The 20,117-nt window shown below is 71.2% G+C and carries 18 protein-coding genes and 1 pseudogene; 8 read left to right on the top strand and 11 right to left on the bottom strand.

What is annotated here, in order from left to right; all coding sequences use genetic code 11:
• Positions 1-93 precede the first annotated feature (93 nt).
• Together ACGF2V_RS13725 and ACGF2V_RS13720 are read left to right on the top strand one after the other, a co-directional pair.
• Positions 94-1,278 (top strand): ABC transporter ATP-binding protein, encoded by a 1,185-nt coding sequence (locus ACGF2V_RS13725; RefSeq protein WP_362705340.1) that lies wholly within the window; start codon positions 94-96, stop codon positions 1,276-1,278.
• Positions 1,275-2,153, top strand: coding sequence for an ABC transporter permease subunit (locus ACGF2V_RS13720; protein WP_362705343.1), 879 nt, complete (start codon positions 1,275-1,277; stop codon positions 2,151-2,153). The genes ACGF2V_RS13725 and ACGF2V_RS13720 overlap by 4 nt, the downstream gene beginning before the upstream one ends.
• Positions 2,154-2,211: 58 nt before the next feature.
• Here ACGF2V_RS13720 and ACGF2V_RS13715 read toward each other — a convergent pair whose 3' ends face one another.
• Positions 2,212-2,541, bottom strand: a complete 330-nt coding sequence (locus ACGF2V_RS13715; protein WP_362621827.1) for an ATP/GTP-binding protein — start codon at positions 2,539-2,541, stop codon at positions 2,212-2,214.
• 289 nt (positions 2,542-2,830) lie between these two features.
• Between ACGF2V_RS13715 and ACGF2V_RS13710 the strand changes: the two genes are divergently transcribed.
• On the top strand, positions 2,831-3,889 hold the full coding sequence (locus ACGF2V_RS13710; protein ID WP_362705346.1) for an LLM class flavin-dependent oxidoreductase: 1,059 nt from the start codon (positions 2,831-2,833) through the stop codon (positions 3,887-3,889).
• Positions 3,890-4,021: 132 nt separating this feature from the next.
• Here ACGF2V_RS13710 and ACGF2V_RS13705 read toward each other — a convergent pair whose 3' ends face one another.
• Entirely contained in the window at positions 4,022-4,414 is a 393-nt protein-coding gene (locus ACGF2V_RS13705; RefSeq protein WP_362621830.1) for an SCO5389 family protein, read from the bottom strand.
• Between the two features lie 398 nt (positions 4,415-4,812).
• Here ACGF2V_RS13705 and nucS point away from each other — a divergent pair, with 398 nt between their 5' ends.
• Positions 4,813-5,484 (top strand): endonuclease NucS, encoded by a 672-nt coding sequence (gene nucS / locus ACGF2V_RS13700; RefSeq protein WP_362621832.1) that lies wholly within the window; start codon positions 4,813-4,815, stop codon positions 5,482-5,484.
• Positions 5,485-5,593: 109 nt separating this feature from the next.
• Here the strand turns inward: nucS and ACGF2V_RS13695 are convergent, their stop codons facing one another.
• The 3 genes from ACGF2V_RS13695 to ACGF2V_RS13685 form a co-directional block, all read right to left on the bottom strand.
• Positions 5,594-8,233, bottom strand: coding sequence for an ATP-binding protein (locus ACGF2V_RS13695; protein WP_362705350.1), 2,640 nt, complete (start codon positions 8,231-8,233; stop codon positions 5,594-5,596).
• 503 nt (positions 8,234-8,736) lie between these two features.
• On the bottom strand, positions 8,737-9,060 hold the full coding sequence (locus tag ACGF2V_RS13690) for an STAS domain-containing protein (protein WP_362705353.1): 324 nt from the start codon (positions 9,058-9,060) through the stop codon (positions 8,737-8,739).
• 228 nt (positions 9,061-9,288) lie between these two features.
• A complete protein-coding gene (locus ACGF2V_RS13685; protein WP_362621837.1) occupies positions 9,289-10,137 on the bottom strand; it encodes a 3-hydroxyacyl-CoA dehydrogenase family protein in 849 nt (282 codons plus the stop codon).
• Positions 10,138-10,687: 550 nt separating this feature from the next.
• Between ACGF2V_RS13685 and ACGF2V_RS13680 the strand changes: the two genes are divergently transcribed.
• Positions 10,688-11,260 (top strand): cob(I)yrinic acid a,c-diamide adenosyltransferase, encoded by a 573-nt coding sequence (locus tag ACGF2V_RS13680; RefSeq protein WP_362621839.1) that lies wholly within the window; start codon positions 10,688-10,690, stop codon positions 11,258-11,260.
• Positions 11,261-11,488: 228 nt separating this feature from the next.
• Here ACGF2V_RS13680 and ACGF2V_RS13675 read toward each other — a convergent pair whose 3' ends face one another.
• On the bottom strand, positions 11,489-12,070 hold the full coding sequence (locus ACGF2V_RS13675; RefSeq protein WP_362705356.1) for a hypothetical protein: 582 nt from the start codon (positions 12,068-12,070) through the stop codon (positions 11,489-11,491).
• 151 nt (positions 12,071-12,221) lie between these two features.
• Here ACGF2V_RS13675 and ACGF2V_RS13670 point away from each other — a divergent pair, with 151 nt between their 5' ends.
• The 3 genes and pseudogenes from ACGF2V_RS13670 to ACGF2V_RS13660 form a co-directional block, all read left to right on the top strand.
• Entirely contained in the window at positions 12,222-13,451 is a 1,230-nt protein-coding gene (locus ACGF2V_RS13670) for a histidine kinase (protein WP_362705438.1), read from the top strand.
• Positions 13,448-14,098: a response regulator transcription factor gene (locus ACGF2V_RS13665; RefSeq protein WP_362621840.1), complete on the top strand. Its 651-nt coding sequence runs from the start codon at positions 13,448-13,450 to the stop codon at positions 14,096-14,098. The genes ACGF2V_RS13670 and ACGF2V_RS13665 overlap by 4 nt, the downstream gene beginning before the upstream one ends.
• A 275-nt stretch (positions 14,099-14,373) precedes the next feature.
• Positions 14,374-14,889, top strand: a pseudogene (locus ACGF2V_RS13660) (cellulose binding domain-containing protein); the annotation flags it as partial.
• Positions 14,890-15,056: 167 nt separating this feature from the next.
• On the opposite strand, the gene ACGF2V_RS13655 reads toward ACGF2V_RS13660, so the two are convergent.
• The 5 genes from ACGF2V_RS13655 to atpA form a co-directional block, all read right to left on the bottom strand.
• Entirely contained in the window at positions 15,057-15,503 is a 447-nt protein-coding gene (locus ACGF2V_RS13655; RefSeq protein ID WP_362621938.1) for a DUF2550 domain-containing protein, read from the bottom strand.
• Between the two features lie 140 nt (positions 15,504-15,643).
• The gene (locus ACGF2V_RS13650; RefSeq protein ID WP_073789163.1) at positions 15,644-16,018 is read right to left on the bottom strand and encodes a F0F1 ATP synthase subunit epsilon; all 375 of its coding nucleotides are present in this window, start codon (positions 16,016-16,018) and stop codon (positions 15,644-15,646) included.
• A gap of 110 nt (positions 16,019-16,128) precedes the next feature.
• The gene (atpD, locus tag ACGF2V_RS13645) at positions 16,129-17,571 is read right to left on the bottom strand and encodes a F0F1 ATP synthase subunit beta (protein WP_362621842.1); all 1,443 of its coding nucleotides are present in this window, start codon (positions 17,569-17,571) and stop codon (positions 16,129-16,131) included.
• The gene (locus tag ACGF2V_RS13640) at positions 17,571-18,485 is read right to left on the bottom strand and encodes a F0F1 ATP synthase subunit gamma (RefSeq protein WP_362621844.1); all 915 of its coding nucleotides are present in this window, start codon (positions 18,483-18,485) and stop codon (positions 17,571-17,573) included. The genes atpD and ACGF2V_RS13640 overlap by 1 nt, the downstream gene beginning before the upstream one ends.
• Positions 18,486-18,488: 3 nt before the next feature.
• Positions 18,489-20,060: a F0F1 ATP synthase subunit alpha gene (atpA, locus tag ACGF2V_RS13635; protein ID WP_351520206.1), complete on the bottom strand. Its 1,572-nt coding sequence runs from the start codon at positions 20,058-20,060 to the stop codon at positions 18,489-18,491.
• Between the last annotated feature and the right edge of the window lie 57 nt (positions 20,061-20,117).

Raw genomic sequence — 20,117 nt, 5'->3', positions numbered from 1 at the left:
ACCGTCAAGGGCTGGATATCCTCGTAACCCTTACGGGGGTGTGCGGCCGACGGCCCGGCCCCGACGACGGACAAAAGTCGATGGGGCTGAAGCATGATCGAGGCAGTCGGCCTGACCAAGCGTTACGGCGCTGTGACGGCCGTGCACGACCTTTCCTTCCAGGTGCGGCCCGGTACCGTCACCGGGTTCCTCGGCCCCAACGGGTCGGGCAAGTCCACCACCATGCGCATGATGCTGGGCCTGGACCGGCCGACCTCCGGTCACGTCACGATCGGCGGCCACCCCTTCCGCCACCTGCCGAACGCTCCGCGCCAGGTCGGCGCGCTGCTCGACGCGAAGGCGGTGCACGGCGGGCGCAGCGCCCGCAACCACCTCCTCTCGCTCGCCCAACTCGCGGGCATCCCGGCGGCGAGGGTCGACGAGGTGCTCGGGGTCGTCGGTCTGCACGAGGTCGCGCGGAAGCGGACCAAGGGCTTCTCCCTCGGGATGGGCCAGCGGCTCGGCATCGCGGCGGCGCTGCTCGGCGACCCCCAGGTGCTGCTCTTCGACGAACCCGTCAACGGACTCGACCCCGAGGGCATCCTCTGGGTCCGCAACCTGATGAAGGCGCTGGCAGCGGAGGGGCGCACGGTCTTCGTCTCGTCGCACCTGATGAGCGAAATGGCCCTCACCGCCGACCATCTGATCGTGATCGGACGGGGCCGGCTGCTCGCCGACATGAGCGTGAAGGACTTCATCGCCGCCAACTCCGCGGACTTCGCCCGGGTACGTGTCGCGGACGGGGCCCCGGAGCGGCGGGAGAAGCTCACCTCCTCGCTCATCGAGGCGGGCGGCCAGGTGCTGTCGGAGCCGGACGGGGCCCTGCGGATCACCGGCCTGGCACTGCCGAGGATCAGTGACGTGGCCCACGAGGCGGACGTCCGGCTGTGGGAGCTCTCGCCGCACCAGGCGTCGCTGGAGGAGGCGTACATGCGGATGACGCAGAGCGTCGTGGACTACCGTTCGACGGCGGACGAGAAGGCCGGGCTGCACCAGCTGGTGCCGGACGACGGACCCGAGCGGCAGCAGATCCCCGAGGTGCCGCAGCAGGGCTGGTACGCCCCGCCGCCGCCCGGACAGGACCTGTCCGCGACACCCGCCGGGAACGCGGGGACCACCGGGAGCGCCGAGACCGTGGCAGCTCCCGCCCCGGCCCAGGCCGCGCCCGCCGAGACCATGGCACCGGCGCCCGCGCCCACGGACCCGACCAGGAGCGAGACCAGCGAGGAAGCCCGATGACGACACCGCCGACGCCGACACCGCAGGCACCGGGCCGGCAGCAGACGCCCCTCCCCCGCCCGACCGCGCAGGAGGCACCGGCCGGGTTCTACGCCTCCCCGATCCCCATGCGGCCCGCCACCCTCACCGACGCGCTCGCCTCCGAGTGGACCAAGATCCGCTCGGTGCGCTCCACCATGTGGACGCTCGGCGTCATGCTCGCCCTGGTCCTCGGCCTCGGCGTACTGGTGGCCTTCATGGTCACGCTGACCGACTCCGATCTGGGCGACGTCCCGGAGCTCAGCTTCGGCTTCTTCGGGGTGCTCCTGGGCTCGATCTGCGTGATCACGCTCGGCGTGCTGACCATCACGTCCGAGTACGGGACGGGCCTGATCCGGCCGACGCTGACGGCCTGTCCCGACCGTTCCCGGGTGCTGACCGCCAAGGCGGCCGTCTTCTTCCTGCTCACCTTCGCCGTCACCACCGTGTCGGCCACGGCGGTCGGCGTGGTGCACACGGCGCTGCTGGACGGCAAGGAAGCGGACACGGACGACTGGCTGCGCGCCACGATCGGCGTCGGGCTCTACATCGCGCTGCTGGGGCTGCTCTCGCTCGCGGTCGGCGCACTCGTCCGGCACTCCGCGGGCGCCGTGACGATCATGATCGGTGTGGTGCTGCTGCCCCTGGTGCTGGGAATCTTCATGTTCTCGCGGTCCCTGACCGGCCTGCGCGAGGCATTCCTCGTGTACTCGATTCCCAGCCAGCTCAGCGTGCTCTACGACGCCTCGTTCACCGGCTCCGGCCCCGCCGGCTGGGACTCGCTGTGGATCATGCTCGGGGTGACGGCCGTGGCGATGGGCGCCGCCTACGCGACGCTGGAGCGCCGGGACGTCTGACCGGCCGACGGTCCGTGCGGCCCTCCGGGACAGGCACCCGGGGCCGGCGGGGGGACGGTCAGTAGCGGGGAGCGTTCCTGGACCGCTGCACCTGTGTGGTGCGGCGGTCCTTCGCGTTCCAGCACGCCTTGTGCCAGTGCCTGCGGTCGTCGATGCCGCCGTACTCGGACCAGGCCACCAAGTGCGGGACGCCGGGCGGGATCTCCTGGTCGCAGCCGGGGCAGCGGTACCGCTTGCCGGCCGCGCTCGCGCCGCTCACCGGGCGCACCGACCACTCCTCCCCGCGCCACTCCTCGACGCGTCCGCCGCCGCCGTAGCGTACCCCCGGCTCCGCTGCTCGCTCCTGGAAACTCTCGCCGCCTCGGGGGCGGTTGCGGCGCGGGGACACGTGACACCTCACAAACGGGCCGGGCGGCTTTCCTCCAGGGTCTGTCCGGAACCTCCTGTCTCCGCCCGAAAGGCGGGCGGTGAACTCCGGACAGGCCGTGCGGGACAGCCCTCAGCGTAGGCCCATTCGGCCCAGCCCTGCTCCCCGCGCCATGAGGGAACGTTCCGTCCGACTTTGGCGACTTGCCGGACAATCCGAACAACTTGCCGCTGCGCCGTGCCCTTGGCACGTGTCAGACGTTGTTGCCCATGGGGGAGAGACCACGTCGGCCGCAAGGAGGCAATTGGCGATGCGCGTGGGGACGTTCGTACTGGCAGCACAGTTTCCGGGACAGGGGCCGGGGGAGGCACTGCATCGCGCGATCCGGTCCGCCGAGGTCGCGGAGGAGTCCGGGCTCGACTCGGTCTGGCTGGCGGAGCACCATTTCGTGCCGTACGGGGTATGCCCGTCCGCCGTCACCCTGGCCGCGCTGCTGCTCGGCCGCACCCGCAGAATCCGGGTGGGTACGGCGGTGAGCGTGCTGCCGACCCAGCACCCGATCGCGCTGGGCGAACAGGCCGCGCTGCTCCATCTCACCAGCGGCGGCAGGTTCACGCTCGGCGTCGGCCGGGGCGGCCCCTGGGTGGACCTGGAGGTGTTCGGCGCGGGGCTGGAGGCGTACGAGAAGGGCTTCCCGGAGTCCTTGGACCTGCTGCTCGACTGGCTGACCCGGCCGAGGGTCGCGGGGAAGGGGCCGCGGTACGACTTTCGCGAGGTGGCGGTGGTCCCCCGGGCCGACGAACCGCTCGCCGGGTTCGACGGCGCCGCCCCCGGGGACGACGGGCCCGGGGGCCCCGAGGTGGTCGTCGCGTGCACCTCGCCCCGAACGGTACGACTCGCCGCGGACCGCGGGCTGCCGATGCTCCTCGGCATGCACTGCGGGGACGAGGAGAAGGCGGAGATGATCGCCCTGTGGCGCACCACCGCCCTGGCCGCGGGCCGTTCACCGGAGAGCGTCCGGGCGGCCGGGCACGTGTCCGCCGGGGTGGTCCAGATCGCCGACCGCGCCGAGGACGCGGTGGAGTCCCTCGTCAAGGCGATGCCCGGCTGGCTGCGGGTGGGACTGGGCGCCCATGTGACGGTCGACGGCCGGCACCGGGTGATGCGCGACCCGGTCGCGTACACGGAGCTGCTCTGCGCCCTTCATCCGGTGGGTCCGCCCCGGTCGGCCGCCGACCGGCTCGCCGCCACCGCCGAGCGGACGGGCATCACCCGCTTCGCGCTCCTCGTGGAGGGCTCCGGAGATCTGGCGGCCACGGAGGAGAACGTGGCGCGGCTGGGCACGGAGGTGCTGCCGCTCCTCGCCTGAGCCGCCGCGGGGTACGGCTGCCGCCCCGGTCCGGGTCGCACCTCCCGCGGCCCGCAACAGCACAGCGTCGTGCACGCGCTCAGGGCCTGCCCGACGGCTCATGGCCGGGCAGGCCCTGCCGCCGAACGGGCCTCAGCAGTCCCGGAGTTCGGGCGACTGGTTGAGCAACTGGCCTCTCACCGAAGTGAAGCGGGCCAGCCGCTCGTCGGCCGAGGCGTCCAGCGGAAACACCGCGACGCGGTGGCAGTTCTGGAATGCCAGACGCACCCCGAAGTGCCGTTGCAGAGCGCCGCGTATCGCATCACTCGCGAGCGCACGCAGCAGCTGACCACGAGCCTGCTCGTTGGGCGGCGGCGTCTGGTTGTCGGCGAACTCTCCGCCGTCGACCTCCAACTGAGCCACCAACGAGCTGATCATCTCCCACGCGTAGGGCAGGGAGGTTCGGACGCAGTCGACGAAATCGGCTTCGTCGACCTCGCCTCGCTCGGCCTGTTCCAACAGCGCCGGTGAGACGTCGAGCGACATGGGTTCTCCTCTCGCGGCCCCGGCACCGGGCCGGGGCCTTACGGGCAGAGCAAGGAGGAACGCGACGCAGCGTGCACACACGGCGACCTCCTGATTACACCGTAAGGGTGAGGTCCGGGCCGCACCAGGAGATTGGGAACACAACCGGCCAACAACGAAGGGGAGCAAAGAGGGGCAAGCCCGAAAAGAGCAGGTCCGGTCACGTCGGTTCCGGTCGCATCCAGTCCGGACAGGGGGCGGTCCGGACACGGACGGTCCGGTCGCATCCGGTCCGGACGGGGGCGGTCCGGTCATCTCCGGTCCTCACGTCCCCACCGGAAGCGGACACCTCCCGTCCGGTCGCGGGCGGACGGGGGAGAATCGCGTGGAGCGCCGGTCGTCGAGTAGCGTTGCCGACCATGCGTCTCGTCATCGCCCGCTGCTCCGTGGACTACGCCGGCCGGCTCACCGCCCACCTGCCCTCCGCTCCCCGCCTGATCCTCGTCAAGGCGGACGGGAGCGTGTCGATCCACGCCGACGACCGGGCGTACAAACCCCTCAACTGGATGTCGCCGCCCTGCACCCTCAAGGAGGGCACCGGCGACGCCACGGACGTCTGGACCGTGGTGAACAAGGCGGGCGAGAAACTGATCATCACGATGGAGGAGATCCTCCACGACTCGTCCCACGAACTGGGCGTCGACCCGGGCCTCATCAAGGACGGTGTCGAAGCACACCTCCAGGAGCTCCTCGCCGACCGGATCGAGACTCTCGGAGAGGGCTACACCCTGATCCGCCGCGAGTACTTCACCGCGATCGGCCCCGTCGACATCCTCTGCCGAGACGCCGACGGCGGGACCGTCGCCGTGGAGCTGAAGCGGCGTGGCGACATAGACGGCGTGGAGCAGCTGACCCGCTATCTGGAGCTGCTCAACCGCGACCCCCACCTGGCCCCGGTGAAGGGCGTCTTCGCGGCTCAGGAGATCAAGCCGCAGGCCAGGGTGCTGGCGACGGACCGCGGGATCGACTGCGTCGTCCTCGACTACGACGCGCTGCGCGGCATCGAGGACGACAAGCTGCGCCTGTTCTGACCGACCTGCCCCTTCCCGGATTCCTCCGCAGACCCCCGACGCCGGACGCGCCTCGCGCGTCCGGCGTCGGGGGTCTGTATGCCGGAGGTCTGCCGGCGTCCGGTGCGACTCAGACCACCGCCGGTCCCTCGTCCATCCCCTGCGCCGACGACCAGAGGCGCGACGACGGGAGGGAGGACGAGGACGGCCCGCTCGCCGAGTCGGAAGTGTCCTGCGGCGGGGACGGCGAGGGTTCCTCCGTGGGCGGATCCGTCGGTTCCGGGGAGTTGTCCTCCGTCTCGCTCGGGCTCGGGCTCACCGGCGGCGTCGGCGTGGCCGGCTTCGTGGGAACGCCCGGCCCGGTCGGAGTGCCCGGCGAGGAGGCTGCGTCGGTCGGCGTGCCCGACGAAGGGCTGCCGCTCGGCTCCGTGGCGCCGGGGGACGGCGTGCCGCTCCCGCTCGGCGCGACCCCGCTGCCGGACGGGCCCGGCGTCACCGTGCCGCCCCCGGACGTCTCGTCCCCGTAAGGGGATCCGTCCACCGGTCCGTCGTCCGAGGCCCCGTTCCCGCCGTCGTCGGGGCCCGCCGATTCCTCGGACGTGACGCCGGGATGGTTCCCCCGGGCGCCGCCGCCGTCGGACGTCACGCCCAGCACCACGACGGTGCCGAGCACGGCGGCGAGAAGCGCTGCCGCGCCCACCGCGACGACGTTGCGCCGGGCGCCTCCCAGCAGGGCGGAACGGCCCTTTTGCGCCCCGGCTCCCGGGGCGGTCGCGGAGTTGCTCCGCAGATGGATCACCGCGGTGGTGTCCACGCCGGAGCCCCGCGCCGGTTTCTGCGTCGCCGCGGTCACCGGTCCGGTGGGCAGCGGAGCCGTCTCCTCGTGCCGCGAGGCCGACGCCGACCGGCCCACCGGCACCGGGCCACCGGGCACCGGTCCCCCGGGGACGGGACCGGCCGACGGCGGCCGGCCGGGAACGGGAGCACCGGGCGGCGTCGCGCCGGACCGGTCCGCGACCAGGGCGAGCGCGCGCCGCCCGACCACCATGCCCGGCTTGTCGGCGAGCGCCCCGCGCATGCCGATCGATGTCTCCAGCTCCGTCCTGGCCCGGTCCGGATTCCCGGAGCAGAGCGCCAGGATTCCCAACTCGTGGTGGAAGTACGCCTCTTCGGCGATCTCACCGGCGAGCCTGGCCGCCTCCTGGCCGATCCGCAGGGCCTTCTCCCAGGCGCCCCAGTGCAGTCCCGCCGCGAAGGCCGGGGACGCGCTGCGGGCCAGCAGCACGGCCGCGTCGGCCTGCCCGTCTCCTTCTCCGCCGGGGACGAGCCGTGTCATGGCGGCGATGACCGCGTCGGCCTCGGCGGTGACCCGCGCCGGGGTGACCGAGGGGTGCCCGGCCCACCAGGCGTAGTGCCGGGCCGCGGTACGGCCCCGCTCGGCACGGTCGTCGCCGTAGCCCGCGGCCTCCAGTTGGGCGAGGGCCCCCGCGGCCAGGCGGTAGCGGGAACCGGCCGGGGAGAGCAGTCCGCAGCCGGCCAGTTCGCCGAGCGCGGCGTCCGCGTGGGTGTCCCCGACCAGGGCCGGAAGGTGCGCCTGATGCGGCACCTCGCCGCCGAGCGCGACCGCGAAGCGCAGGGTGTCGCGGGCGGCCCCGCTGAGCTCTGAGGCGAGCAGCGCGGCGGGCGCCGCGGCCTCGCCGAGGTTGGGCAGTGGAATGTGGACGCCGTCGGTCGCCTCGTCGTGTCCGAAGGGCGGTCGTGCGGACGGGCCTCCCATGCCGTCGTCCGGGTCCGAGGCACCGCGGGCGTCGGGGTCGGCGCGCAACTGGTCGCGTCGACGCAGCAGGGCGGCCGCCTGGACGAAGCGCAGCGGCAACCCCTCCGACTCGAACCAGAGGTCTCCCGCCCAGTTCTTCTCCTCATCGGTGAGCGGACGCTCGGCGACCCGTTCCAACAGCTCGACCGAGGAACTCCGGCCGAGACCGGGGAGGAAGACCTCTTCGACGTACGAGTCCGCGCCGGGCGCGGGGACGTCCGGGGTGGCCGCGAAGAGGAAGGCGCACTCCGGTGTGGCGTCGAGCAGTTCCTCCAGGGCGGCCCCGCCGAACTCCAGGTCGTCGAGCACGACGACGGCGCCGATGCCCCGGACGTGGTCGAGGAGCGCGGCGCGGTCGGGCCGGTGCAGCGGAGCGTCGTACACGGCCTCGAAGAGCGCGTACAGCAGGTCGGCGGCGGACCTGTTGTGGCCGAAGAGCCGTACGACACCGTCCGGCGCCAGACCGGCGCAGTCGGCGGCGACGGCGTTCAGCAGGGTGGTACGGCCGGAACCGGCCGGTCCGGTGAGCCGCACGGAGCGTCCGCGGGTCAGCAGCCGCACCAGCCGTTCCCGCTCCTCCGTGCGCTCCAGGAGGGGCGGCTGCGGGGCGGGCGGCCCCGGCGGCACGGGAGGCGCGGCGGCGCGCTCGCGGTCGGCGCGGTCGGCCGCGGTGCGCCGTACCGGGGGCGCGGGCTGCTCCCCCGGCGGGTACAGCTCGACCTCGCTGCCGTCGACCGGGTTGACGGTGAGGAGGTAGTCGCCCGATATGACGCGGACGACACGGGCCGGGTGCGATGTCTGCTGACCGTGGTCCGGGGCGGTGGAAATTCCCCTACCCGGACGGGGCGCGGCGCCCGGGGACGGGGCGGGGACGGGCTTTCGTCCGCCGGCCGTCCCGCCGGGGCCCTCGCCGTCCCGGCCGTACTCCTCCGGCCCCTGGTGTGTCGGGTCCATCGCCAAAGCCCCCAGACGCGTCGCGCACGGTTGTCCCTCCCGGCCTCGCACGCCCTGCTGTCGCCTCCGGTCCGGTGTCCGCCCGGTGGGTCCCGTGAATCGGCGGACGGGCCGACCCTAGACCGTCGCCCGGTGCCCGCGCACAGTCGGGGGTCCGGGCCGCCCGATGCGCACGTTCTCGTGCCGAATGTGACTCTTCGTTCGCACAGCATGGCCGGATTCGCACGCATCGAGTGCTCCAGTAACCGGGACCCCCGGACACCCGGGAACTCCGTGGACCGCGAACTTCAGGGAACGGGGCACTTCATGGACCGCGAGCCCCGTGGACCGGGAGCCCGTGGATCGCGAGCCCGTGGGCCGGGACGGATGCCCGACGCCCGTGAACAGGCCGACGCGGCAAGTGGTCCCGTACGTCCGGTCCCTCGCGGAGCCCCTCCGAAAGTGGAGGCCGTCCGGCGCGCAGGCCGTTCCCGTGCGGTCGTTCCGTACGGTCCGGGCCGGTGCTACACGCGCGGCAGGGAGTCCGCCGCGATTCCGCCCTCGACGGCCAGGATGCGGTGCAACCGCGTCGCGACCAGCAGGCGCTGCATCTGCGGCGGCACGCCCCGGAGCACCAGCCGTCGGCCCGCCCGCCCGGCCCGTCGGTGCGCGCCCATGATGACGCCGAGTCCGGTGGCGTCCCAGGAGTCCAGCTCGGTCAGGTCGAGCACCAGGTCGCCGGCTCCGTCGTCGAGGGCCGAGTGCAGGGCCGTACGGGCGTCCGCCGCGCTTCGGACGTCGAGGCGGCCCCCGACGACCAGTTCGGCGTGATCGCCCCTGATGTGCATATGCGCTCCCCGTGAATCTCCGTTGCAAAGTTTCGTCTGTCTGTTCTGTCTCTCCCACAACTGACTGTGACGGAGACAGGGAAGTTGCCGTCTGTAAGCGAACCGATACCGATTTCACTCCGCGGGGTGACTCCGGCTTGACACGACCCGGACGGGCCCGGAGGTTCCGAACGGCACCCACGGCCTCCGGGCCCGGCCGACGGCGGAACGGGCCCGGGGGCGAAAAGTTCAGTACGTGTAGAAGCCCTGCCCGCTCTTGCGGCCGATGTCACCGGCATCCACCATCCGGCGCATCAGCTCCGGTGCGGCGAACTTCTCGTCCTGCGACTCGGTGTAGATGTTGTTCGTGGCGTGGAGCAGGATGTCGACGCCGGTCAGGTCGGCCGTGGCGAGCGGGCCCATGGCGTGCCCGAAGCCCAGCTTGCAGGCGATGTCGATGTCCTCGGCCGAGGCGACGCCCGACTCGTACAGCTTGGCGGCCTCGACGACGAGCGCCGAGATCAGCCGGGTGGTGACGAAGCCGGCCACGTCCCGGTTGACGACGATGCAGGTCTTGCCGACGGACTCGGCGAACTCCCGTGCGGTGGCGAGGGTTTCGTCGCTCGTCTTGTAGCCGCGGACGAGTTCGCACAGCCCCATCATCGGGACCGGCGAGAAGAAGTGCACACCGACGACGCGCTCGGGGCGCTCCGTCACGGCCGCGATCTTGGTGATCGGGATCGCGGAGGTGTTGGAGGCGAGGACCGCGTCGGCCCGGACGATCTTGTCGAGGGAGCGGAAGATCTCGTGCTTGACGTCGAGCTTCTCGAAGACGGCCTCCACGACGACGTCCGCGTCGGCGACCGCGTCGAGGTCGGTGGTCGTGGTGATGCGGGCGAGCGCGGCCTCGGCGTCCGCCGCCTCCAGCTTCCCCTTGGAGACGAACTTCTCGTACGAGGCGCTGATGCCGTCCCGTCCGCGGGCCAGGGCCTCGTCGGTGACATCGCGCAGCACGACGTCCCAGCCCGCCTGGGCGGAGACCTGCGCGATGCCGGATCCCATGAGTCCGGCTCCGATGACGGCGAGCTTCCTGGCCACGTGTGCACCCCTCGGTTTCTGTTCGCCTCTGCAGCTGATCCCTGCACGGCACCGGTCATAACGGTTGTTCACATTGCTCTTCTGGCGGAGATTAGTACCCGTGAGAGGTCCTGTGACCGCGAAGAGATGCGCGTCACGTCTCACATGACGGACATCACACCGGCACCCGTCATCCGGCGGCCCGCGGGGCACAGTTGAGGGTCCTCGTGGTCCGCCGCGCAGCGGGCGCGCTCCCCGTCGGACAGCCACCCGGGCCCCGGCCCTCGCCCCGCCGCCCCGCCGCCTGCCGTGCGGCGCCCGGCACTTCCGCGGGCTCCCGGCTTCGCCCTGGCAGGGGCGGCCCCGTCCTGTCGGAGTCCCTCACGCGCGTCCCGTACGAGGAACGGTCCTGGCCCCGCCCTCGCACGGCCCGGACGCCGCACGACCCGGACGCCGCACGGCCCGGCCTGCGGCAGGACGACGGCAGCGCGAAGGCGGGACCTGGCACTGCCACCGGAACGGTTCACCGGCTCCCGGCAGACCTTTCCGCTCACCACACTAGGCTGGCCGCATGGTCAACCTGACACGGATCTACACCCGCACCGGCGACCGGGGCACCACGCACCTCGGTGACATGTCCCGGACCGCCAAGACCGATCTGCGGATCGCCGCGTACGCCGACACGAACGAGGCCAACGCCGTCATCGGCACGGCCATCGCGCTCGGCCGGTTGCCCGAGGACGTCGTGAAGGTCCTCGTCCGTGTGCAGAACGACCTGTTCGACGTGGGCGCGGACCTGTCGACCCCGGTCGTCGAGGACCCGAAGCACCCGCCGCTGCGGGTGGAGCAGAGCTACGTCGACAAGCTGGAGGCGGACTGCGACCGTTTCCTGGAGCCGCTGGACAAGCTGCGCAGCTTCATCCTGCCCGGCGGTACCCCGGGGGCGGCGCTCCTGCATCAGGCGTGCACGGTGGTCCGGCGCGCGGAACGGTCCACCTGGGCGGCGCTGGAGGTGCACGGCGAGACGATGAACGCGCTGACGGCGACGTATCTCAACCGGCTCTCGGACCTGCTGTTCATCCTCGCGAGGACGGCGAACAAGGAGGTCGGCGACGTGCTGTGGGTGCCGGGCGGGGAACGGTAGCCGCTCCGCCCCGCAGGTCGCCGTACGGGGCCCGGCGACCGGTACCCGCCCCGTACGGACCATACGGGCCGTGCGGGCACCGTCGTCGCGCTCGCACGGTCGGTCCACGGCCTCGCGCGGGTTCGCCGCCTGTGCGGCCGTTCCACCGCTGCTCGGGCCGGTTCCCCGCCTCTGCGGCGTTCACGGCCCCGCCACGGTTCACCGCTGCTCGGGGCTGTTCGGGCCGCTTCACCGCTTCTCGGCCGGCTCCCGTGGCGTCACCGCGCCCCGCTCCCCCGCGGGCTCCCGCTTCGGGAACAGCGTGTAGCTGCCCGCGACGGCCACGTTGATCCCGATCACGTACAGCATCGTCTGCTGCCACGAGCGCAGCGAGGTCACATCCCCGTCGCCGCCCACGTACCAGATCGCCGCCTGCAGCAACCCCAGCGCGGTCACCGCCGCGACCGTCCACCGCGCCGCGACCTTCCACTCGTGCACCGCGCGCGCCATCCCGTACTTCGGCGGCTTGACCGGCGGCGGGCCGCCCGCGAAGCGGTGGGCGACCCTCGCGTCGACCCAGCGGATCGTGGAGTGACCGAGGCCCACCGTGAAACCGATGTAGACCGCGGCCACTCCGTGCCGCGTGCCCGGCTCCGCCCCGTTCTTCAGGTCGATCGCCGCCACCACCAGCAAAACGAGCTCCAGCAGGGGTTCGCAGAGCAGCACGGCCGCTCCCAGACGCGGCTTCTTCGCCAGATACCTCAGCGCCAGCCCCACGGCCAGCAGCACCCAGAAGCCGACCTCGCAGAGCACGATCAACGTGACGATCACGCCCGTCTCCTTCCCGTCGGCCCCCAGTCTGCCGTTCGCGCCGCCCGGACTCGTCGTCGCCGGTGACGAACCTCGACTGCATCCTTTGATGTACACGCACATCGCCCACGGCACCGAGGTCCCCGCCCGGGCGGCCGTGTTGGATGGGAGGGTGTTCCCCTTCCTCCGTCCGCACCGCCACGACGTGCTCATCGCGGTCATCGGCCTCCTCAGCGGCCTGCTGATGTGGGTGCTGGGGCTGCACACGCAGGGCGCCCGGTCCTTCGTCGCCCCCTGGGTCGCCCTGCTGCCGCTCGCCGTCGTCTCGATGCTCGAACTCGTCCGCAGGACGGCTCCGCGGACGGGGCTGGTCATCGGCACACTCGCGCTGGTCGCGGACCAGTTGACGGTGGGGAACCTGGCGACCGTCGTGATGTTCACCGATCTGATGTACGCGGCGGTGCTGTACGGGACACCGTCCGCCGCCCGCCGGATCCCGGTGGCCACGTTCCTGATCACGGTCGCGGTCACGATCGGCCTCCTGGCATGGTTCCGCAATCCGGAGGCACTGTTCGTCGGAATCGTCACCGGTCTGATCTCGTTCGGTCCCGCGATCACCGGCGTCAGCGTCCGCAACCATCGCGACGCCGCCGAGACGGCCCGGCTGCGGGCCGAACAGACCGCGCTGCTCGCCGAGATGGACCGCACCCAGGCGGTGACCGCGGAACGCTCCCGGATGGCCCGCGAGCTGCACGACCTGGTGGCGAACCATCTCTCGGCGATCGCCATCCACTCCACCGCCGCGCTCTCCATCGACGACCCGGCCACCTCGCGCGAGGTGCTGGGGGTGATCCGCGAGAACAGCGTCGAGGGGCTCGACGAGATGCGCCGGCTGATCGGTCTGCTGCGCACCGGGGTCGCGGACGCGGAGCCGAGCGCCTCGCCGACCCTGAACTCGCTGGACGCGTTGGTGGAACAGGCCGGTACGAACGCCGGGACGAGCGGGCTGACCTGCACGTTCGAGGACACCCGCGAGGAGCGGGGGCCGGTGCCCGCGCCGGTCGAACTGGCCACCTACCGGATCGTCCAGGAGTCCCTGACGAACGCACTCAAGCACGCCGCGCCCGGCCCGGTCGTGGTGCGGCTCGGGCAGGTCGGACGGTCGCTCACGGTGGAGGTCAGCAGTGTGTTCGGGAACCGTTCCGGGCCGCGCGCGCCGGGATCGGGTGCCGGTCTCGTGGGGATGCGGGAACGGGTGGCTCTGCTGGGCGGAACGATCGAGGCGGGACCGGCGAACGACGGCGACGGCGGTGGCGGTGGCGGTGGCGGTGGCGGTGGCGGTGCGAGGATCTGGCGAGTGCGGGCCGAACTGCCCGTGGACGAAGGGAATGTGAAGGCATGACGATCCGGGTCGTGGTCGCCGAAGACCAGTCGGCCGTCCGCGCGGGGCTGGTGCTCATCCTGCGCAGCGCGCCGGACATCGAGGTCGTCGGCGAGGCCGGGGACGGCGAGGAGGCGGTGCGCCTGACCCGCGAGCTCCGGCCGGACCTGGTGCTGATGGACGTTCAGATGCCGCGCCTGGACGGGGTTTCCGCGACCCGGCAGGTGACAGGCGAAGGGCTGGCGGACGTGCTGGTGCTGACGACGTTCGACCTGGACGAGTACGTCTTCGGCGCGCTGCGGGCGGGGGCGGCGGGCTTCCTGCTGAAGAACGCCGAGGCGCGCGATCTGCTGGAAGCGGTACGCGCGGTGGCGCGCGGCGAGGGCCTGATCGCCCCGGCGGTGACCCGTCGCCTGATCGCGGAGTTCGCCGGTACGCGCCCCGCGCGGACCGCGGCCGCGCCCGATCCGTCGGTGCTCGACGCGCTGACCCGGCGGGAGCGGGAAGTACTGGGCTGCCTCGGCGAGGGGCTGTCGAACGCCGAGATCGCGGCACGGCTCTCGATGGCCGAGGCGACCGTGAAGACGCACGTCAGCAGGGTGCTGGGCAAGCTGGACCTACGGAGCCGACTCCAAGCTGCCGTGCTGGCACAGGAGTTGGGCATGTGAGAGCGTGACGTGACCTCTGGTCTGGCCCTCTTGACGATTGGTCCAGACCTTCCTGCTCTCGCCGCACAACACACTGCGGTGAGTGCGCCATGACAAAGCATGCTCGGGGCGGCGCAGGGTGTGCAGTCCACGGACCACCCCCGAATGTCCGGACCTCACCCGAGGAGCACCGTTGAGCACGGAAACCACCCCCCTACGCCGGACCCCACGCAGACTCGGGACCGGTGGAGCCACCGGATCGAGAGTGGTCGCGGGCCTCACCGCGCTGCTGCTCCGACTTCCCCTCGGGCACCTCGGTCGGCTCCGCCTGGGACGCCACGGTCACCGGCTCCAACAACCACTGGACCGCCAAGAACCTCGGCTGGAACGGCACGATCGCCCCCGGCGCCAGCGTCTCCTTCGGCTTCAACGGCACCGGCTCAGGCGCACCCACCGGCTGCAAGCTGAACGACAACCCCTGCGACGGCGGCAGCGTCCCCGGCGACAACGCCCCCTCCGCGCCTGGCACGCCCTCCGCGGGCAACATCACCGACACCTCGGCCAAGCTGAGCTGGTCCGCCGCGACCGACGACCAGGGCATCAAGAACTACGACGTGCTGCGCGACGGCGCGGTCGTCGCCACGGTCACCGGCACCACCCACACCGACACCGGCCTGACCGCGGGCACGGACTACTCGTACACCGTGCGGGCCCGTGACACCGCCGACCAGACCGGCCCGGTCAGCGCCTCGCTCAAGGTCCGCACCACCGGAGGGGGCGGCGAGACACCCGGCCCGGGTGACAAAATGTCTCCGCCTCCTTCGGAGGACGTGCACCGCGCGGGTCCGAAACGTCCCGACGTCCCACGACGGGCGAACCGGGGACGGCCGTCCCGGCCGGGCCGCACCCGTACCGGCCGACGCAGGAGCCACGCGCGCGAGGTGGCGCGGCCGTCGGGCGCCCGCCGGGAGCGACGGCCTCAAGCCACGTTGACGCGCTGGCCGGGCGGAGCCGCCTCCAGCCAGGCGAGAAAACCGGTCAGCGCGTCCTCGCTCATGGCCAGCTCCAGGCGGGTCCCCCGATGGAGACAGCCGAGCACCACGGCATCGGACAGGAGCGCCAGCTCCTCCTCGCCCTCGGGCATCCGGCGGGCGATCACCTCGATCGAGGAACGCTCCAGGATCCGGCGCGGACGGGGCGCGTACGAGAAGACCCGGAACCAGTCGACCTGGTCACCGCTGTAGCGCGCGACCCCGTACACCCAGCCCTTGCCCGAGAGATCGGGCTCCTCCGGCACGTTCCACCGCAGACTGCAGTCGAAGGTCCCGCCGGAACGCTGGATCAGCCTCCGGCGCAGGCCGAAGAAGAACAGTCCCATCAGGACCAGGGCGACGACCGCTCCGCCCACCCACAGCGCGAGGAACATCTCCACCGACCTCCTCGCGTCGTCGAGTAACGAATAGACCAGGACTTCACAGGCATCTGCATCGCCTCAGCCGCGGCACGGTCCGGAGGGGTCTCCAGGCCGTGCCGCGGCTGAGGGTAAAGCTACGTTGTCGCGGTGCGCTAGCGCACCGCCACCGCGCGCAGGCGCACTTCGGCGCGCCGCTCGGCAGCGGCGTCCGTCGCCTCCTTCGCACGCTCCAGCGCACGCTCGGCGCGCTGGACATCGATCTCGTCCGCCAGCTCCGCGATCTCCGCGAGCAGCGAGAGCTTGTCGTCCGCGAACGAGAGGAAACCGCCGTGCACCGCGGCGATCACGGTTCCGCCGTCGCTCGTGCGGATCGTCACCGGGCCCGATTCCAGCACACCCAGAAGCGGCTGGTGACCGGGCATGACGCCGATGTCGCCGGACGTGGTGCGCGCGACGACCAGGGTGGCCTCGCCGGACCAGACACTCCGGTCCGCGGCGACCAGCTCGACGTGCAGCTCAGCAGCCAAGGGTGGCTCCTCGGGTCACCACCCGGCCGCGTCGGCCGGGTGTTGGGTCAATTCTACGGGGCGTGGTGAGGGGGACGGGACGCGCCCGTCCCCCTCGGTGAGCCGTCGGCTCAGGAAACGCCGAGCTCCTTGGCGTTGGCCTTGAGGTCCTCCAGGCCACCGCACATGAAGAACGCCTGCTCCGGGAAGTGGTCGAACTCGCCGTCGCAGATCGCGTTGAACGCGGCGATCGACTCGTCGAGCGGGACGTCCGAACCGTCCACGCCGGTGAACTGCTTGGCGACGTGGGTGTTCTGCGACAGGAAGCGCTCGACGCGACGGGCACGGTGGACGACCAGCTTGTCCTCCTCGCCCAGCTCGTCGATACCGAGGATCGCGATGATGTCCTGGAGGTCCTTGTACTTCTGGAGGATCCCCTTGACGCGCATCGCGGCGTTGTAGTGGTCCGCGGCGATGTAACGCGGGTCCAGGATCCGGGACGTGGAGTCCAGCGGGTCCACGGCCGGGTAGATGCCCTTCTCGGAGATCGGACGGGAGAGAACCGTCGTCGCGTCGAGGTGGGCGAAGGTGGTGGCCGGGGCCGGGTCGGTCAGGTCGTCCGCGGGGACGTAGATCGCCTGCATCGAGGTGATCGAGTGACCACGCGTCGAGGTGATGCGCTCCTGGAGCAGACCCATCTCGTCGGCCAGGTTCGGCTGGTAACCCACCGCGGACGGCATACGGCCGAGCAGGGTGGACACCTCGGAGCCGGCCTGGGTGTACCGGAAGATGTTGTCGATGAAGAAGAGCACGTCCTGCTTCTGCACATCGCGGAAGTACTCCGCCATGGTCAGACCGGCCAGCGCCACACGAAGACGCGTGCCCGGCGGCTCGTCCATCTGACCGAAGACGAGCGCCGTCTTGTCGATGACGCCGGAGTCGGTCATCTCCTCGATGAGGTCGTTGCCCTCACGGGTACGCTCACCGACGCCTGCGAACACCGACACACCGTCGTGGTTGTTGGCGACGCGGTAGATCATCTCCTGGATCAGAACGGTCTTGCCGACACCGGCACCACCGAACAGACCGATCTTCCCACCCTTGACGTACGGGGTGAGGAGGTCGATGACCTTGACGCCGGTCTCGAACATCTCGGTCTTGGACTCGAGCTGGTCGAAGTTGGGCGCCTTGCGGTGGATCGCCCAGCGCTCGGTGACCTCGGCCTCGGCCTCGGGCTTGTTCAGGATCTCGCCAAGGGTGTTGAAGACCTTGCCCTTGGTGATGTCGCCGACCGGGACCGTGATGCCGTCGCCGGTGTCCGTCACCGGGGCCTGGCGGACCAGGCCGTCGGTGGGCTGCATGGAGATGGCACGGATCAGGCCGTCACCGAGGTGCTGCGCGACCTCGAGGGTCAGCGTCTTGAGCTTGCCCTCCTCGGCCGGGTCGGCGACCTGGACGGTCAGCGCGTTGTAGATGTCCGGCATCGCGTCGACGGGGAACTCCACGTCGACGACCGGGCCGATGACCCGGGCGACGCGGCCCGTGGCAACGGCCGTCTCAACTGTCGTCGTCATTACTTGTCACTCCCCGCGGTCGCGTCGGCCAGCGCACTGGCACCACCGACGATCTCGCTGATTTCCTGGGTGATTTCGGCCTGGCGGGCCGCGTTGGCGAGCCGGGAGAGCGTCTTGATGAGCTCACCGGCGTTGTCGGTCGCCGACTTCATCGCGCGGCGCCGGGCGGCGTGCTCGGAAGCAGCGGCCTGGAGCAACGCGTTGTAGATGCGGCTCTCGACGTACCGCGGAAGCAGGGCGTCGAGGACGTCCTCCGCCGACGGCTCGAACTCGAAGAGCGGCAGGATCTCGGCCTTGCCGTCCTTCTCCTCCTCGGCACCGAGGCTGAGCGGCAGCATCCGGTCGTCGACCGGGTTCTGCGTCATCATCGACACGAACTCCGTGAAGACGATGTGCAGCTCGTCGACGCCGCCCTCGGCGGTGTCCTTGGTGACCGCCTCGATGAGCGGGGCGGCGGCACGCTTGGCATCCGCGTAGGTCGGGCTGTCGGTGAAGCCCGTCCACGAATCCTCGACCTTGCGCTCGCGGAATCCGTAGTAGGCGACACCCTTGCGGCCGATCACGTACGTGACGACCTCCTTGCCCTCACCGCGCAGCCGCTCGGTCAGTCGCTCCGCGGCCTTAATGGCGTTGGAGGAGTAACCGCCGGCCAGACCGCGGTCGCTCGTGACGAGCAGGATCGCGGCCCGTGTCGGGGTCTCGGACTCGGTGGTCAGCGGGTGCTTGGTGGTGGAGCCGGTCGCCACCGCCGTCACCGCGCGGGTCAACTCGGTGGCGTACGGCGTCGACGCCGCCACCTGACGCTGCGCCTTGACGATGCGCGAGGCGGCGATCATCTCCATCGCCTTGGTGATCTTCTTCGTGGCGGTGACGGAGCGGATGCGGCGCTTGTAAACGCGAAGCTGAGCGCCCATCGATCAGCCCTCGCCCAGGAGCTTGCCGTCCGAGGTCTCGAACTGCTGCTTGAACGCGGCGACGGCGTCGGCGATCGCCTGCAGCGTGTCGTCGGACATCTTGGCGCCCTCGCGGATGCTGGTCAGGAGGTCCTTGCGCTCGCGGCGCAGGTAGTCCAGCAGCTCGGTCTCGAAGCGGCGGATGTCCTCGACCGGGACGTCGTCCATCTTGCCGTTGGTGCCGGCCCAGATGGAGACGACCTGCTCCTCGACCGGGAACGGGCTGTACTGCGGCTGCTTCAGCAGCTCGACCATGCGCTTACCGCGCTCCAGCGACGCCTTCGAGGCCGCGTCCAGGTCGGAACCGAAGGCGGCGAACGCCTCCAGCTCGCGGTACTGGGCGAGGTCCACACGGAGACGGCCGGAGACCTGGCGCATCGCCTTGTGCTGGGCGGAACCACCGACGCGGGAGACCGAGATACCGACGTTCAGGGCCGGACGCTGACCGGCGTTGAACAGGTCGGACTCCAGGAAGCACTGGCCGTCGGTGATGGAGATGACGTTGGTCGGGATGAACGCCGACACGTCGTTCGCCTTGGTCTCGACGATCGGGAGACCCGTCATCGAACCGGCGCCCATGTCGTCGGAGAGCTTCGCGCAACGCTCCAGCAGACGCGAGTGGAGGTAGAAGACGTCGCCCGGGTACGCCTCGCGGCCCGGCGGACGGCGCAGCAGAAGCGACACGGCGCGGTAGGCGTCGGCCTGCTTCGAGAGGTCGTCGAAGATGATCAGGACGTGCTTGCCCTGGTACATCCAGTGCTGACCGATGGCCGAACCGGTGTACGGCGCGAGGTACTTGAAGCCGGCCGGGTCGGACGCCGGGGCGGCGACGATGGTCGTGTACTCCAGCGCTCCGGCCTCTTCGAGGGCACCGCGCACGGAGGCGATGGTGGAGCCCTTCTGGCCGATGGCGACGTAGATGCAGCGGACCTGCTTGTTCACGTCGCCCGAGCGCCAGTTGTCGCGCTGGTTGATGATCGTGTCGACGGCCAGCGCGGTCTTGCCGGTCTGGCGGTCACCGATGATCAGCTGACGCTGGCCGCGGCCGATCGGCACCATGGCGTCGACGGCCTTGTAGCCGGTCTGCATCGGCTCGTGCACCGACTTGCGGACCATGACGCCAGGGGCCTGCAGTTCGAGGGCGCGGCGGCCGTCGGTCGCGATCTCGCCGAGACCGTCGATCGGGTTGCCGAGGGGGTCGACGACGCGGCCGAGGTAGCCCTCGCCGACGCCGACGGAGAGCACCTCGCCGGTGCGCTGCACCGACTGGCCCTCTTCGATCCCGTCGAACTCGCCGAGGATGATCGCACCGATCTCGCGCTCCTCGAGGTTGAGGGCGAGACCGAGGGTGCCGTCCTCGAACTTCAGCAGCTCGTTCGCCATGGCCGAGGGAAGACCCTCGACCTTCGCGATGCCGTCGCCGGCAACGCTGACCGTACCGACCTCCTCGCGCGAGGCCGCGTCCGGCTTGTACGACTGGACGAAGTTCTCCAGTGCGTCCCGGATCTCCTCCGGCCGGATCGTGAGCTCCGCCATCTGGGTTCCCTGCTCTCCTTGTTGGGCCCGAAGTTTCTTAAGGGGGTCTGGGGGCCG

The organism is Streptomyces sp. NPDC047982 (genome assembly GCF_043204165.1).
GTDB lineage: Bacteria > Actinomycetota > Actinomycetes > Streptomycetales > Streptomycetaceae > Streptomyces.
This window is presented reverse-complemented; position numbering and strand designations above follow the sequence as displayed.

What these genes read in the sequence shown, in the direction of transcription:
- ACGF2V_RS13720 (WP_362705343.1), top strand. Translation starts at nt 1,275, where the DNA reads ATGACGACACCGCCGACGCCGACACCGCAGGCACCGGGCCGGCAGCAG.
- nucS (WP_362621832.1), top strand. Translation starts at nt 4,813, where the DNA reads ATGCGTCTCGTCATCGCCCGCTGCTCCGTGGACTACGCCGGCCGGCTC.
- ACGF2V_RS13640 (WP_362621844.1), bottom strand. Translation starts at nt 18,485, where the DNA reads ATGGGCGCTCAGCTTCGCGTTTACAAGCGCCGCATCCGCTCCGTCACC.
- ACGF2V_RS13655 (WP_362621938.1), bottom strand. Translation starts at nt 15,503, where the DNA reads ATGTTCCTCGCGCTGTGGGTGGGCGGAGCGGTCGTCGCCCTGGTCCTG.
- ACGF2V_RS13680 (WP_362621839.1), top strand. Translation starts at nt 10,688, where the DNA reads ATGGTCAACCTGACACGGATCTACACCCGCACCGGCGACCGGGGCACC.
- ACGF2V_RS13710 (WP_362705346.1), top strand. Translation starts at nt 2,831, where the DNA reads ATGCGCGTGGGGACGTTCGTACTGGCAGCACAGTTTCCGGGACAGGGG.
- atpD (WP_362621842.1), bottom strand. Translation starts at nt 17,571, where the DNA reads ATGACGACGACAGTTGAGACGGCCGTTGCCACGGGCCGCGTCGCCCGG.
- ACGF2V_RS13695 (WP_362705350.1), bottom strand. Translation starts at nt 8,233, where the DNA reads ATGGACCCGACACACCAGGGGCCGGAGGAGTACGGCCGGGACGGCGAG.
- ACGF2V_RS13665 (WP_362621840.1), top strand. Translation starts at nt 13,448, where the DNA reads ATGACGATCCGGGTCGTGGTCGCCGAAGACCAGTCGGCCGTCCGCGCG.
- ACGF2V_RS13725 (WP_362705340.1), top strand. Translation starts at nt 94, where the DNA reads ATGATCGAGGCAGTCGGCCTGACCAAGCGTTACGGCGCTGTGACGGCC.
- atpA (WP_351520206.1), bottom strand. Translation starts at nt 20,060, where the DNA reads ATGGCGGAGCTCACGATCCGGCCGGAGGAGATCCGGGACGCACTGGAG.
- ACGF2V_RS13705 (WP_362621830.1), bottom strand. Translation starts at nt 4,414, where the DNA reads ATGTCGCTCGACGTCTCACCGGCGCTGTTGGAACAGGCCGAGCGAGGC.
- ACGF2V_RS13690 (WP_362705353.1), bottom strand. Translation starts at nt 9,060, where the DNA reads ATGCACATCAGGGGCGATCACGCCGAACTGGTCGTCGGGGGCCGCCTC.